The sequence below is a fragment of the Streptomyces sp. NPDC006435 genome (genome assembly GCF_040612315.1).
GTDB lineage: Bacteria > Actinomycetota > Actinomycetes > Streptomycetales > Streptomycetaceae > Streptomyces.
In genome coordinates this window covers 93,182-106,629 of the sequence record NZ_JBEXPY010000004.1, presented here as the reverse complement: position 1 = coordinate 106,629, position 13,448 = coordinate 93,182, and the positions used below count along the sequence as shown (strand labels likewise).

Here is a 13,448-nt window from a genome sequence, read left to right as displayed (position 1 = left end):
AGGGGTTGATGCACGCTGTGAATCGGTGTCTCGTGGACAGGTCGGTATGCTCGCCGACAACGACGAACCGGCGCCGGGACCAGCGCCGGTACCGGGGCGAGCGCCAGGACCAGGGAGACAGCCAGTGCCGGAGAACGCGACAGAGGTGACCGCGGCGGGAATCGCACGGCTCGCCGGGGTGGGGCGTGCCGCAGTCAGCAACTGGCGCCGCCGCCACGCCGACTTCCCCAAGCCCGTCGGCGGCACCGAGACGAGTCCGTCCTTCGCCCTGTCCGAGGTCGAGCAATGGCTGCGCGACCAGGGAAAACTCGCCGAGGTGCCACTCCGTGAACGGGTCTGGCAGCAGCTCGCCGGGCACCCCGAGGGCCCCGTCCCCGCCCTCGTCCACGCGGGCTGCGTCCTGCTCCTGCTGCGGACCAGCCCCGCCGCCTGGCGGGAGATCGCCGCCGTGGCGGACGAGCCGATGGCCGGCGTGCTGTCCCTCGCCCTCGACGACCTCCTCACCACCCGCTTCGGACCGGCATCGGAGGCGGGGCGGGCCGTTCGCGCCCCCGGCCGCGCCGAGCTCCTCCCGTCCGTCCCGCTGCTCCGGGGCGTCGCGGAACTCGCCGCCGGGGGCGGGGCCCCGGAGACCTTCGAGTTCCTGCTCGGCCGCCAGCTGGACGCCAACCCGCGCCAGTACACGCTCACCCCGTCCGGCCTCGCCGGGCTGATGGCCGCCCTGGTGGGGGCGGGCGGGCAGTCCGCCCGCACCGTCCTCGACCCCGCCGCGGGCACCGGCGCCCTGCTGCGCGCCGTCACCGGGCCGACCGCCCTGTACGCCCAGGAGAGCGACCCCGACCTCGCCGCGCTCACCGCGCTGCGGCTGGCCCTGCACTCCGACACCGGCTGCGCGGTCGTGGCACGCACCGGCGACACCCTGCGCGCCGACGCCTTCCCGCGGCTCGCCGCCGACGCCGTGCTCTGCCACCCGCCGTTCAACGAACGGAACTGGGGCCACGACGAGCTCGCCTACGACCCGCGCTGGGAGTACGGCTTCCCGGCCCGTACCGAGTCCGAGCTCGCCTGGGTCCAGCACGCCCTGGCCCATCTGCGCGAGGGCGGCACCGCCGTGCTGCTGATGCCCCCGGCCGCCGCCTCGCGCCGCTCCGGCCGCCGCATCCGGGCCGATCTGCTGCGCCGCGGCGCCCTGCGCGCCGTCATCGCCCTCCCGGCGGGCGCCGCGCCCCCGTACGGCATCCCGCTCCACCTCTGGGTGCTCCGCAGGCCCGGCAACGGCCTGCACCCCTCGCCCGAGCTGCTGCTCGTCGACACCGCCGAGCCCGCCGAACCGGCCCCGGCGGGCGCGGTGTCCGCCGCCCCGTCCGGCGGTCGCGACCGGATCGACTGGCAGGCGGTGCACAGGGCCGTCCTCGACGCCTGGCGGTCGTTCGACGGCGTGGGCGACCCGGGCACCGGCACCAGTACCGAAGCGGACGCAGGCACAGGCACGGGAGCAGGCAGGGCCGTCCCGGTCATCGAACTCCTCGACGACGACGTGGACCTGGCCCCCGCCCGCCACCTGCCGCCCCCGGCCGCCGCGGGCGGCCCCGCCGAACTGGTCGGCGTACGACAGCGGCTGACCGAGACGCTCGGCCTCACCGGCACCCTCACCCCGCCCGCCGTGACCCTCTCCGCCCCGGCCCACTGGCCGCTCACCACCGTCGGCGAACTCGCCCGCGCCGGCGCCCTCCAGCTCCGTACCGGCGGCTCTGGCACCGGCCCGACGCCCGTCCTCACGGAGCACGACGTCCTCGGCGCCACCGCACCCTCGGGGAGCCTGCCCGTCGACGGCCCCCCGGAGGAGCCGGTCCTCGTCGAGGCCGGTGACGTCGTCGTCCCCGTGCTCGGCGGCGGTTCCGTCGCCCGCGTCGTCGACGGGGCGACCGCGGGCGCCGCGCTCGGCCGCAACCTCCAGCTGCTGCGCCCCGACCCGGCCGCGCTCGACCCGTGGTTCCTGGCCGGCTTCCTGCGCGGCACCGCCAACAACCGCCAGGCCAGCAGCTACGCCTCCACCGCCACCAGGCTGGACGCCCGCCGCCTCCAGCTGCCCCGGCTGCCACTGGCGGAACAGCGGCGCTACGGGGACCGGTTCCGGGCCCTGGCCGAGTTCGAGGACGCGCTCCGGCTGGCCGGCCGGCTCGGCGGACAGCTGATCCAGGGCATGTACGACGGGCTGACGGACGGCACGGTCCGCCCGGAGTGATCCGAAGCACAACGGTTCGGTACAACCCGGGGCGGACCGTCGTTGTCGCCCCTTACGCTCGGACCTGCGCGCGCGAGTGCGTGCGCGGATCTCCAACGACCAGGTCTCCAGGAGCAGCCATGTACGCCCCGGGTCATCCGCCGACGCCGCCTCGCCGGGTTCCCGGCAGGGCCTGGATCGTCTCGATGCGCGTGCTGTTCACCGCGCTCCCGGTGTGCTCGCTCGGGCTGCTGCTGTGGAGCCCGCTGCTCCGACTCGCGATCGTGCGCCGCCGGGCCCTCGACTGGTGGCTGACCGGGGCCGGGTTCGTGTTCGTGTGCGTGCTCCTGCCGATCCTCGGCAGGGAGGGCAGCGACGAGCCCACCACCACCGACGGCATCCTCATCGCGCTGCTCCTGATGGTGACGGCGGGCGCGATCGCGTACTACTTCGTGGGCGACATCCGGCACCACGACCGGCTGACGAAGCAGTACCCCGTGGGCGGGTACGCGGCGCCGGGGTACGCCTACGCGACCACGGTGCCGGCGGTGGGGACGCCGGGCCCGGCGCTCGCCCCGCATCCCGTGCAGTCACCGCCCCCGCCCGCCGCGCAGCAGCAGCCGCCGCAGCCGCAGCAACCACAGCCGTACGGGCCGCTGCGGCCGACCGGGCAGGACCCGAGGATCCCCCGGACCCCGGTGGCCCCGCAGCACCCGACGGTCGGGCGGGATCAGCCGGTGGGTCCGACCCGGCCCCGGGCACAGCCGACCCCGACCCCCCACCCCCAGCCGCAGCGCATCGACCAGGTCCGCGCCGAGCTGGACGAACTGAGCGACTACCTCCGCAAGGAGGAGGGGCGGTGAGCGGACGCCTCATCGGCGGGCGGTACCAGCTGGCGACCATCCTCGGCCAGGGCGGCATGGGCCAGGTCTGGACGGCCTACGACCAACGCCTGGACCGCCGTGTCGCGGTGAAGCTGCTCCGCCCCGACCGGGTCACCGGACCCGTCGCCGACGAGGCCGCGGACGAGCTGCGCCGCCGCTTCGTCCGCGAGTGCCGGGTCACCGCCCAGGTCGACCACCCGGGCCTGGTCACCGTCCACGACGCGGGCAGCGACGGCGAGGACCTGTTCCTCGTCATGCAGTACGTCGAGGGCGCGGACCTCGCCGACCACCTCGCCGAGCACGACCCGTACCCCTGGCAGTGGTCCGTCTCGGTCGCCGCCCAGCTCTGCGCCGTCCTGGGCGCCGTGCACGCGGTGCCGATCGTCCACCGCGACCTCAAGCCCCGCAACGTGATGGTCCGCCCGGACGGCACCGTCACCGTCCTCGACCTCGGCGTCGCCTCGGTCCTGGACACCGACACCACCCGCCTCACCCACACCGGTTCACCGATCGGCTCCCCGGCCTACATGGCCCCCGAGCAGGCGATGGGCGGCGCAGTCGGCCCGTACACCGACCTGTACGCGCTCGGCGTGCTCCTCCACGAACTGCTCAGCGGGGACGTGCCGTTCGCGGGCTCCACCGCCCTCGGCGTGCTGCACCGCCACCTCTACGAGCCGCCCGTCCCGGTCCGCCGGATCAGGCCGGACATCCCCGAGCCCCTCGAAGCGCTGGTGCTGCGGCTGCTGGCCAAGGACCCGCAGCACCGCCCGTCCGGCGCCCAGGAGGTGTACGAGCACCTCGCCCCGATGCTCCCCTCCTGGAACAACGCTTCCTGGAACACCACTTCCTGGAACGCCGGTTCCCGGGGCACCAGCGTTCCCGTCGGGCCGCTCGACCCGACCCGGCCCTTCCTGCGCCCGCATGCCCCGTGGCCCGACCGGGCCGCCGCCCCGCCCCCGCCACCGGCCCCGCCCGCCCCGGCGACCGGCCGGCCCGATGTGGCCGCCGCCGTCGACGACGTCAAGAAACTGCTCGGCGAGGGCCGCATCACCCAGGCCGTGGACATCCTCGGCTCGATCCTCCCGGTCGCGGCCGAACAGCACGGTGAGGACTCCGCCGTGGTCCGCATCCTGCGCAAGCAGTACGCGGCCACGCTGATGGACGACGGGCAGTACCGCCGCGCCCTGCCCGAGCTGCGCCGCCTCGCCGACGACCGCGCGGCCGAGGCGGGCCCGGCCGACGCGCAGACGCTCCAGTTCCGCCACGACGCCGCCCAGTGCCTGGAGCAGCTCGGCGAACCGGCCGCCGCGCTCGCGGAGTACCGCGCGGTCCTCCCGTACTACGAGAACCAGTACGTCACGGGCGGCGACCCGGCCCGCGCCTTTGAGATCCGCAACCGCATCGGCCATCTGCTGCTCGCGGTCGGCGACCACACGACGGCGCGCTCCCAGCTCCAGGCGCTGCTGTACGACACCGAGCGGGTCTACGGCCCGCACCACCCGCTGCCGGTGGAGATCCGCCGCCGGCTGGACCGTCAGGCGGAGGTCGGGGGCGGCTGAGCCGCGGGACGGACGCCGGACGATCCGCAGATGTCAGGAGGCGCGCACGGCCTCCGGCAGCCCGGCGCGCGACCCGGTACCGGCCTCCGCTTCCGCCTCCGCTCCCGTACCCGAGCCCGTACCCGTACCCGTACCCGGTCCCGTGCGCCGTCGGTACGCGAGCACCGCTCCGACAGCCACGAGCACGGCGAGCGAACCCGCCCCCGCCGTCAGGCCGGCCCGCAGGCCGGGAGGCCGGAACGTACAGCTGACGGTGGCGCCGTCGGCGGGCACCGGGACGGCGACCAGGCCCAGGTAGTCGTCGGCGGGCCGGCCCTGGCAGCGCCAGCCCGCGATCCGGGGCGCGGCGAGGACCACCGTTCCCGAGGAACCGGCCGGCAGTTTTGCCCGGATGCCGTCCGCGGTGACGTGCACGGCGCTCGCGCCGGTGCGCCGCAGCTCCGCGACGGCGGAGGCCAGCCGGGGCCGGTCCAGGCAGCCGACCGCTCCGTGCGGCACGGTCCCCGCGCGCGTGGGGACCAGCGTCACCCGCACCGCCCCGTCCCCGCCCACCGTGCCCAGGCGCTGCACCGGGGCGCGCTTGGCCGGCAGCTTCCCCCTGAACCAGACCTCCTCCGAACCGTCTCCGGACCGCGCCGTGCCCAGCCGTGCCGAGCCGAACAGGCCGGGCGCCCACAGATACGCCTCCGTGCCCGCCGGACAGGTGGCGGTCAGCGTGTACGTCCCGCGCTCCACCCCGTAGTCGTCCGCGCCCCGGTCCGCGACCGCGCCGCCCCCCGCCGCGCGCAGCGCCGTCCCCGGCACCGTGTAGACCCGCGAACCGAGCAGCTTCTCCTGGTTCCGGAACGGCGACCGGCCGTACGGCACCGGCGCCCCCGGCGGGCGCACCGTCACCAGCGGCGGCACCGGGGCACGGCCCACCGTCACCGGCCGGTCGTCCGGCGCGTTCCACGCCTGGTACGGGTCGCGCGGCCGGTGCACCCGCGCGCCGACCGAGAAGACCGCGTCCGTGACCGGGTTGTCGAGGCTCTGCACGGCCCGGCCGTTGGACGTCCAGCCCGCGCCGAGCGCCCGCATGGTGTCGGTCAGCACGGCGGGCGTGTGGCTGCTGTAGTACGCGCCGCCCTGCCCGCCCAGCAGCAGAGGGTCGTTGGTGGTGGTCTGCTCCCGGCCCGGGTCCGTGCGGGTGCGCGGCCAGTCGTCGGCGCCCGCGACCACGTCCGCCTGCGCCTGCTGCCGCTCGCCCCAGGGCGCGTAGTGGTCCAGCCGGTTCAGCCGCGCCCGGTCGACGAACGCGGTGGTCGCGGCGGCCTGCCCGGCCTGTGCGCCGATCAGCAGCACGGCGGCCAGCACCGTCCACCGCCGGCCGCGCCCGGCCAGGAGCAGCGCCCCGAGCGACGCCACCAGACCGACCGCGAACAGCGGGTACGTCCACTGCGTGATCAGGGCGCTGAAACCGGCCCCGGCCGCGACCGGCGCCAGTACCGCGCACCCGCCCGCCAGCGCCCGCCGGTCGGGCAGGCCGTGCACGACTGAGACCCAGGCGGCGATCACCACCAGCCCGGCCAGCACGAACGTCTGCCGGTACGGGCTGCCGTTGGGCGTGGCGAAGGCGTGCCACAGCAGATGTGTGGGCTCCCACTGCAACGACAGCGCGACGCCCGCCACCAGCCCCGCCCACGTCCACCGCTCGCGCCCCGGCACGGCCCGCTGGAAGACCAGGGCGCACGCCAGGAGCAGGGTGCCGGTGCCGATGAAGAGCGCCGGGGTGAAGAAGGTGTACGTGGCGGGCAGCAGCCGGGCGAGCACGTCGGACCAGCCGGCGGCCGCGAACGGCCGGTCCCAGCCGGGGTACGCGTGCTTCGTGCCCAGGTAGACGGGGACCAGGACGGGCGCCGAGAGCCCGATGCCCAGTACGACCGTGCGGGCCGCACGCCCCAGCGCCCGGACCGCCGTGCGCCGGTCGTCCCGCTCGGTGAACAGCCGCGCCGCCAGTACCAGCGCCGCCCCGAGCGTCGCCATGTAGGCGGTGTAGAAGTTGGCCACCCACATCACCGCGACGAGCAGCGGGGCCACGACGGGCCGCCGCCCCGTGCGCGCCCACTCGGCGGCCAGGCAGAGGACGGGCAGCGCGATCAGGCCGTCCAGCCACATCGGGTTGTACGACGCCTCGGCGAGGGACCAGCCGCACAGTGCGTACGAACCGCCGAGCATCCCCGCCGCCCACCACCGCCCGCCGCGCAGCGTCAGCAGCAACAGGGCCATGAGCGCCGCGGCCGACGCCGTCTTCAGGACCGTCACCGCATAGACCGCGAGATCGATCCGGTCGCGCGGGAAGACCCCCACGAGCAGGGCGAACGGACTGGTCAGATAGGTGCCGAGGTCCGGCAGGAAGCTCGTCCCGTACCCGGACGACCAGTTGAGCAGCACCCCGCCGTCCGCGTCGCCGTGCAGCAGGTCCCACAGCCGGGCGTGGAACGGCACGAACTGGTTGCCCAGGTCGTTGACGCTCCGCGTGTGGTGCCCGAACGGGAAGACGCGCGCCAGGGCGTCGCCCGCACAGACGGCGACGACGGCGAGCAGCGCGGCGAGCGCGCCCGCACGCGGGCGGGAACGGTCCGCGTGCAGGCCGGGACGGTCCGCGCGCAGCGGGAGGAGACCCGCGCGCGGACGGGGACGGGAAGTCGGCATACGCGGGAATATGCCAGCTTCGGACGAGCAAATCCGTTACGGAACAAGGCAGTTCACGCAATGGATGCCCACCGGCCATGCGGAGCGACGGGTTCCGACACATGTACCGGCTGGTGTACTTCTGTGCTGATCTCGCTGGTGGTGCCCTGCTTCGACGAGGAGGAGATCCTCGAACGCTTCCATGAGCGCGTCACGGAGGAGATGGTCCGGCTGGGGCACGAGTTCCAGCTGGTGTACATCGACGACGGCAGTGCGGACCGGACCCTGGTGATCCTCCAGGAGCTGGCCGCCTCCGACCCGAGGGTCCGCTACGTCTCCTTCAGCCGGAACTTCGGCAAGGAGGCCGCCATGCTGGCCGGTCTCCGGCACGCCGAGGGCGACGCCGTCGTCATCATGGACGCCGACCTCCAGCACCCGCCCGAGCTGGTGGGCCGGATGCTCGACGAGCACGAGCGGGGCCACGACCAGGTGATCGCCCGCCGCACCCGCACGGGCGACCGCGTCACCCGCACCGTCACGGCCCGCGCCTACTACTGGCTGATCAACCGCCTGGTGGACGTGGAACTGGTCGACGGCGTCGGGGACTTCCGGCTGCTGTCCCGCCGCACCGTCGACGCGGTGCTGGAGCTCACCGAGTACAACCGCTTCTCCAAGGGCCTCTTCGCCTGGGTGGGGTTCCGCACGACGACCTTCAGCTACGAGAACGCCGTCCGGGAGCAGGGGCGCTCCGCCTGGACCTTCGGCAAGCTCCTCAACTACGGGCTCGACGGGCTGCTCTCCTTCAACAACAAGCCGCTGCGCGCGGCGCTCTACCTGGGCATGCTGCTGCTGTCCGTGGCCCTCGCCTATGCGGCGTGGATCGTCGGTGTCGCGCTGGTGAAGGGGGTGGAGACGCCCGGGTATGTCACGCTTCTCGTCGTGGTCACCGCGCTCGCCGGAGTCCAGATGGTGATGCTCGGAGTGGTCGGCGAGTACGTCGGCCGCATCTACTACGAGGTGAAGAGGCGCCCGCACTTCCTGGTCAAGGCCACGAACACCACGGCGGCGCCGCGACGGAAACGGGAACCCCAGGAGTTCGTACGCCGATGACGGTTCCGGCACAGATGGCCCGGTTCGCCCTCGTGGGAGTGGTGAACACCGGCACGTACTACGGCTGCTACCTCCTGCTGCTGAACGCTCTGCCGTACATCGCCGCCCATGTGGCGGCGTTCCTGCTGAGCATGACCGGCTCCTTCTTCCTGAACTCCTGGTTCACCTACCGGACCCGCCCCACCTGGCGGAAGTTCCTGCTCTTCCCGCTCACCAACGTCGCCAACTTCGTCATCACGACCGGCGGCGTCTATCTGCTGGTGGACCTCGCCGGGTTCGACGACCGGTACGCGCCGCTGGTCGCGGCGGTGGCGGCCATCCCGATCACCTTCGTCGTCTCGCGCACGATCATGCTGCGACCGGACACCGGGGAGCCCGTTCCCCGGCGCGTGCCCTGAACCGGGCCGCCGGGCCCGGACGGCGCCGCACGGGCCCACATCCCCAACTCCTTGCGAATCGTTGGTCGAATCGGTGGCCCCAGCCACCTCCACTGCCTAACATCGATCACCGCAAGGTCTTGTGCACTGATGCACAAAGTCTCCCCGGGAGGTTCCTTTGCACCGCCGCCGCCGCACCGCGCTCACCGTCTCCGCCGCCCTCCTCGCCGGCGCCCCACTCCTGACCGCCTGCGGCGGCGAGACCCACCCGGGCGCCGCCGCCGTCGTCGGCGGGGACCGGATCGAGGTGTCCGCGCTGCAGGGCCAGGTGGCGGCCGTGCGCGACGCCCAGCGCGGCGCGCAGGACGCCTCCGACCTCATCGACAAGTCCGGCCAGCTCAGCCGGGCCAAGCTGCACGGCATCATCTTCGACAAGGTCCTGGACCGGGCCGCGAAGGACGCCGGCGTCACCGTCAACCGCAACGAGATCCAGCAGCTGCGCAAGGCGGCGGCGGCCCAGTCCGGGGGAGAGACCCGGCTGCGCACGGTGATGCTCCGGCAGAGCTGGGTCGCCCCGGGCCAGATCGACGCCGTCTTCCGCGAGCAGGTCCAGCTGACGAAGCTGGCCGCGTCGCTCGGCGTCGACATCCAGCAGCCCGCCGGGCAGCAGGTCGTCGGCGAGGCGCTCAGCAAGGCGTCGAAGGCGCTGCGGGTCGACGTCAACCCGCGCTACGGCACCTGGGACGACAAGCAGACCCAGCTCGCCGGCTACAAGGCCCCGTGGATCAGCCAGGTCACCAAGCCCGAGGGCGTGGCGGCCGGGGCCTGACGGCCCGGGACCGACGGTCGGGGGCCAGTGGTCGGGGGCAGGCGGCCACCGGCCCGGTCATCGGCCCGATCGGAGTAGATTCGAACGGTGAACGCTGAAGATCCCGGCCGTATCGTCCTGCTCACCGCCAGCCACCGCGTCGCGCCCGGACTGCTGTCCTGGCCCGCCTGGCAGGCGCTGCACGCCGCCGACCGGGTGCTCTGCGCGGAGCGGGAGCACCCGCAGCTGCCGTACCTGCGCGAGGCGGGTGTCGCCGTCGAGCACGCCGAGCCCGCCGCGCAGGAGCTCGTCGACGCCTGCGCGGGCGGCCGGAGCGTCGTAGTCCTCGCGGGCGGCGAGGGCTCCGGGCCGCTGACCGACGGGCTCGCCCGGCTCGCGGGTTCGGGCCGGGTGCGGATGCCGGACCTGGAGCTGCTGCCCGGCTCGTACGACCTGCCGGGCGCCCGGTTCCTCGACCTGGTCCAGATCATGGACCGGATCCGGATCGAGTGCCCCTGGACCTCGCGCAAGACCCATGAGGGCCTCGCCAAGTACGCCATCGAGGAGGCGTACGAGCTGGTGGAGGCGATCGAGGACGGCGACCGCGACGAACTGCGCGAGGAGCTGGGGGACGTCCTGCTCCAGGTGGTCTTCCACGCGCGGATCGCCGAGGAAGGCCGCCCGGGGGACGGAGCGGAGCCGTTCTCCGTGGACGACGTGGCCGCGACCCTCGTCGAGAAGCTGATCCACCGCCACCCGCACGTCTTCGGCGACGAGACGGCCGAGACCCCGGAGGACGTGCACGCGCACTGGCTGCGGACCAAGGCCGTCGAGAAGCAGCGCGAGTCGGTCACCGACGGGGTGCCGCTCGGCCAGCCGGGGCTGGCGCTCGCGGCGAAACTGGCCGGCCGGGTCCGTACCGCCGGGCTCGACGTGGCCCCGCCCACCGGCGACGGCATCGGCTACGAACTCCTCGCCCTCGCCGTACGGGCCGAGCGGGACGGCATCGACCCCGAGGCCGCGCTGCGGGCCGCGGGCCGCGCCTACCGGGACGCCATCAGGGCCGCGGAGGGCAACGGATAACGTCGGGGGCGTGAACCACAGCCCCGCCGACCGCCCCACCGATCAGCCCGCGGACCGGCCCGCGGACCGTTTCGCGACCTCGTCCGCCGTCCCGCCCGCCGACGGTTGCCCCGTCGGCGGGTCCGGTGTCCGTCCCGCCGCGCCCGAGCTCTTCACCTGGGAGTTCGCCACCGACCCGTACCCGGCCTACGCCTGGCTGCGCGAGCACAGCCCCGTGCACCGGACCGCGCTGCCCAGCGGCGTCGAGGCCTGGCTCGTCACCCGGTACGCGGACGCCCGGCAGGCGCTCGCCGACACCCGGCTCTCCAAGAACCCCGCGCACCACGCCGAACCGGCGCACGCCAAGGGGAAGACGGGCATCCCCGGGGAGCGCAAGGCGGAGCTGATGACGCATCTGCTGAACATCGACCCGCCCGACCACACCCGGCTGCGCCGCCTCGTCTCCAAGGCGTTCACCCCGCGCCGGGTCGCCGAGTTCGCGCCGCGGGTGCAGGAGCTGACGGACCGCCTCATCGACCGCTTCGCCGAGGAGGGCAAGGCGGACCTCATCCACGACTTCGCCTTCCCGCTCCCCATCTACGCGATCTGCGACCTGCTGGGCGTGCCGCCCGAGGACCAGGACGACTTCCGGGACTGGGCGGGGATGATGATCCGCCACGGCGGCGGCCCGCGCGGCGGGGTGGCCAGATCGGTGAAGAAGATGCGCGGCTACCTCGCCGAGCTGATCCACCGCAAGCGCGAGAACCCGGGGGAGGACCTGATCTCGGGGCTGATCCGGGCCAGCGACCATGGCGAGCACCTCACCGAGAACGAGGCCGCGGCGATGGCCTTCATCCTGCTCTTCGCCGGGTTCGAGACGACGGTCAACCTCATCGGAAACGGCGTCCACTCCCTGCTGCGCGACCCGGAGCAGCGCGCCCTGCTCCAGCACTCCGTCGACACGGACGGGGGCGGGCTGCTGGAGACCGGGATCGAGGAGCTGCTGCGGTACGACGGTCCGGTCGAGCTGGCGACCTGGCGGTTCGCCACCGAGCCGCTGACGCTCGGCGGTCAGGACATCGCGGCCGGGGATCCCGTGCTCGTGGTGCTCGCCGCCGCCGACCGCGACCCGGAACGCTTCACGGACCCCGACACCCTGGACCTCGCGCGGCGTGACAATCAGCACCTCGGGTACGGGCACGGCATCCACTACTGCCTGGGCGCGCCGCTCGCCCGGCTGGAGGGCCGGACCGCGCTCACCACGCTGCTGAGACGCCTTCCCGACCTGCGGCTCGCGGTGGAATCCGGTGATTTGCGGTGGCGTGGCGGGCTCATCATGCGCGGACTGCGCACCCTCCCGGTGGAGTTCACGCCGGAGTCCGGGCGGCCCGGAAGTGACGCCTCGTCAACTCTGTGACTTTTACGTGATCCGCGCTGCATCGACTTGTGACTCCCGTTCGAGTCCAGCTAGGTTCACCGTTCGACCCACCAGTCACACGTCAGCTACACGGAAGGCAACCCCATGGGCTCCGCGAACGGCAAACACCGTCGCCCCCGTCAGGCACCCGCCATCGTCGTCGCCGCGGGCGTGACCGGGTCCGCCATCGCCATCCCGCTGCTCGGCGCGTCCGGTGCGCACGCGGCCGACGCCACGACCTGGGACCGGGTGGCCGAGTGCGAGAGCGGCGGCACATGGAGCGCCGACTTCGGCAACGGCTCCTACGGCGGGCTCCAGCTCTCGCCGGAGACCTGGAAGGCGTACGGCGGCGAGTCGTACGCCGAGCGCGCCGACCTCGCCAGCCGGGCGCAGCAGATTGCCGTGGCCCAGAAGGTCCTGGAGGACCAGGGGCCGCAGGCGTGGCCCAGCTGTGCGGTCATCTCCGGCCTCGCGACGGACGGGACGCTGCCCGGCGTCGACCCGGGGACCGCGCCCTCCGTCGACCCGGGGCAGGACGGCAAGTCCACCGGGAAGCCGTCGAAGACCCCGGCCGACGAGGCCGGCCCGTCGGACGGCGCCACGGGCGACACGGACGGCGCGGGTGCGGTGGACGGCGAGGACGGTTCGTCCGGACCGGGCGGCGCCGACGAGCCGTCGGGGACGGTCACGCCGTCGCCGGATCCCTCGTCCACAACCCCCACGACCCCGCCCGCGGAGGGCTCCGCGGAGGGCTCCACGGAGGACCCTGCCGACACGCCCGGGAAGTCCGTCCCGTCCGGTTCACCTGAATCGTCCAGCGGTCAGGGCGGCAAGCATCGCGGCGCCCCGGCCGTCGAGAACGGCCGCGGGGCCGGCGCCGACGAGGGCCGCGAGTCGGGCCGTCACGCCTCCCGCGGCGGTGACGGCGCGCGCGACACGGATGCCCCGGTCGCCGCCGACCCGTACACCGTCCGCCCCGGTGACAACCTCTGGGCCATCGCCGACGAGCAGAAGGTCCCTGGTGGGTGGGCCGCGCTGTACGAGGCGAACAGGGCCGAGGTCGGCTCCGACCCGGACCTCATCCTTCCCGGCCAGCGGCTCGACCTCGATGTGAGGGCCGAGTGAGAGCCGAGTGAGAGCGGCCTGACAACCGGCTGAAAAAGACCCCGAAACCGGGGCAGTTCAGGGGCCTATGTCCACTTATGCGTAAGTGAGACATGGGTCTCTTTGCGTCAACTGGCGTGTCGCGCGCCGGGAACCCCCGCACATCGGGTCCGACCTGCGGAAACAACAGATCCTCAGATGCAAGTAAGGGCTTATTGTCCGATGTGTCCATC

General features: G+C 73.9%; 10 protein-coding genes. 9 read left to right on the top strand and 1 reads right to left on the bottom strand.

What is annotated here, in order from left to right; genetic code table 11:
- Nucleotides 1-124: 124 nt before the first annotated feature.
- From ABZZ04_RS06475 to ABZZ04_RS06465, 3 genes are all read left to right on the top strand, one after another.
- On the top strand, nt 125-2,245 hold the full coding sequence (locus tag ABZZ04_RS06475) for an N-6 DNA methylase (RefSeq protein ID WP_356931050.1): 2,121 nt from the start codon (nt 125-127) through the stop codon (nt 2,243-2,245).
- Between the two features lie 119 nt (nt 2,246-2,364).
- On the top strand, nt 2,365-3,087 hold the full coding sequence (locus ABZZ04_RS06470; RefSeq protein ID WP_356931049.1) for a hypothetical protein: 723 nt from the start codon (nt 2,365-2,367) through the stop codon (nt 3,085-3,087).
- On the top strand, nt 3,084-4,667 hold the full coding sequence (locus tag ABZZ04_RS06465) for a serine/threonine-protein kinase (protein ID WP_356931048.1): 1,584 nt from the start codon (nt 3,084-3,086) through the stop codon (nt 4,665-4,667). The genes ABZZ04_RS06470 and ABZZ04_RS06465 overlap by 4 nt, the downstream gene beginning before the upstream one ends.
- A gap of 33 nt (nt 4,668-4,700) precedes the next feature.
- Here the strand turns inward: ABZZ04_RS06465 and ABZZ04_RS06460 are convergent, their stop codons facing one another.
- A complete protein-coding gene (locus ABZZ04_RS06460) occupies nt 4,701-7,358 on the bottom strand; it encodes a YfhO family protein (protein ID WP_356931047.1) in 2,658 nt (885 codons plus the stop codon).
- Between the two features lie 123 nt (nt 7,359-7,481).
- Here ABZZ04_RS06460 and ABZZ04_RS06455 point away from each other — a divergent pair, with 123 nt between their 5' ends.
- The 6 genes from ABZZ04_RS06455 (at nt 7,482) to ABZZ04_RS06430 (ending at nt 13,236) form a co-directional block, all read left to right on the top strand.
- Nucleotides 7,482-8,447 carry a glycosyltransferase family 2 protein gene (locus tag ABZZ04_RS06455; RefSeq protein ID WP_356931046.1) on the top strand — a complete coding sequence of 322 codons (966 nt, stop codon included), beginning with the start codon at nt 7,482-7,484 and terminating at the stop codon, nt 8,445-8,447.
- Nucleotides 8,444-8,845 (top strand): GtrA family protein, encoded by a 402-nt coding sequence (locus ABZZ04_RS06450; RefSeq protein ID WP_356931045.1) that lies wholly within the window; start codon nt 8,444-8,446, stop codon nt 8,843-8,845. Before ABZZ04_RS06455 ends, ABZZ04_RS06450 begins: the two co-directional genes overlap by 4 nt.
- A 157-nt stretch (nt 8,846-9,002) precedes the next feature.
- Nucleotides 9,003-9,653, top strand: coding sequence for a SurA N-terminal domain-containing protein (locus tag ABZZ04_RS06445; protein ID WP_356931044.1), 651 nt, complete (start codon nt 9,003-9,005; stop codon nt 9,651-9,653).
- Nucleotides 9,654-9,740: 87 nt separating this feature from the next.
- Nucleotides 9,741-10,715 (top strand): nucleoside triphosphate pyrophosphohydrolase, encoded by a 975-nt coding sequence (locus ABZZ04_RS06440; protein ID WP_356931043.1) that lies wholly within the window; start codon nt 9,741-9,743, stop codon nt 10,713-10,715.
- A 10-nt stretch (nt 10,716-10,725) separates the two neighbouring features.
- A complete protein-coding gene (locus ABZZ04_RS06435; RefSeq protein WP_356931042.1) occupies nt 10,726-12,111 on the top strand; it encodes a cytochrome P450 in 1,386 nt (461 codons plus the stop codon).
- Between the two features lie 105 nt (nt 12,112-12,216).
- Nucleotides 12,217-13,236 carry a transglycosylase family protein gene (locus ABZZ04_RS06430; protein ID WP_356931041.1) on the top strand — a complete coding sequence of 340 codons (1,020 nt, stop codon included), beginning with the start codon at nt 12,217-12,219 and terminating at the stop codon, nt 13,234-13,236.
- Nucleotides 13,237-13,448 lie beyond the last annotated feature (212 nt).

Excerpts from the sequence above, each read along its gene's own strand:
- ABZZ04_RS06470 (WP_356931049.1), top strand. The coding sequence starts at position 2,365 with ATGTACGCCCCGGGTCATCCGCCGACGCCGCCTCGCCGGGTTCCCGGC.
- ABZZ04_RS06460 (WP_356931047.1), bottom strand. The coding sequence starts at position 7,358 with ATGCCGACTTCCCGTCCCCGTCCGCGCGCGGGTCTCCTCCCGCTGCGC.
- ABZZ04_RS06450 (WP_356931045.1), top strand. The coding sequence starts at position 8,444 with ATGACGGTTCCGGCACAGATGGCCCGGTTCGCCCTCGTGGGAGTGGTG.
- ABZZ04_RS06430 (WP_356931041.1), top strand. The coding sequence starts at position 12,217 with ATGGGCTCCGCGAACGGCAAACACCGTCGCCCCCGTCAGGCACCCGCC.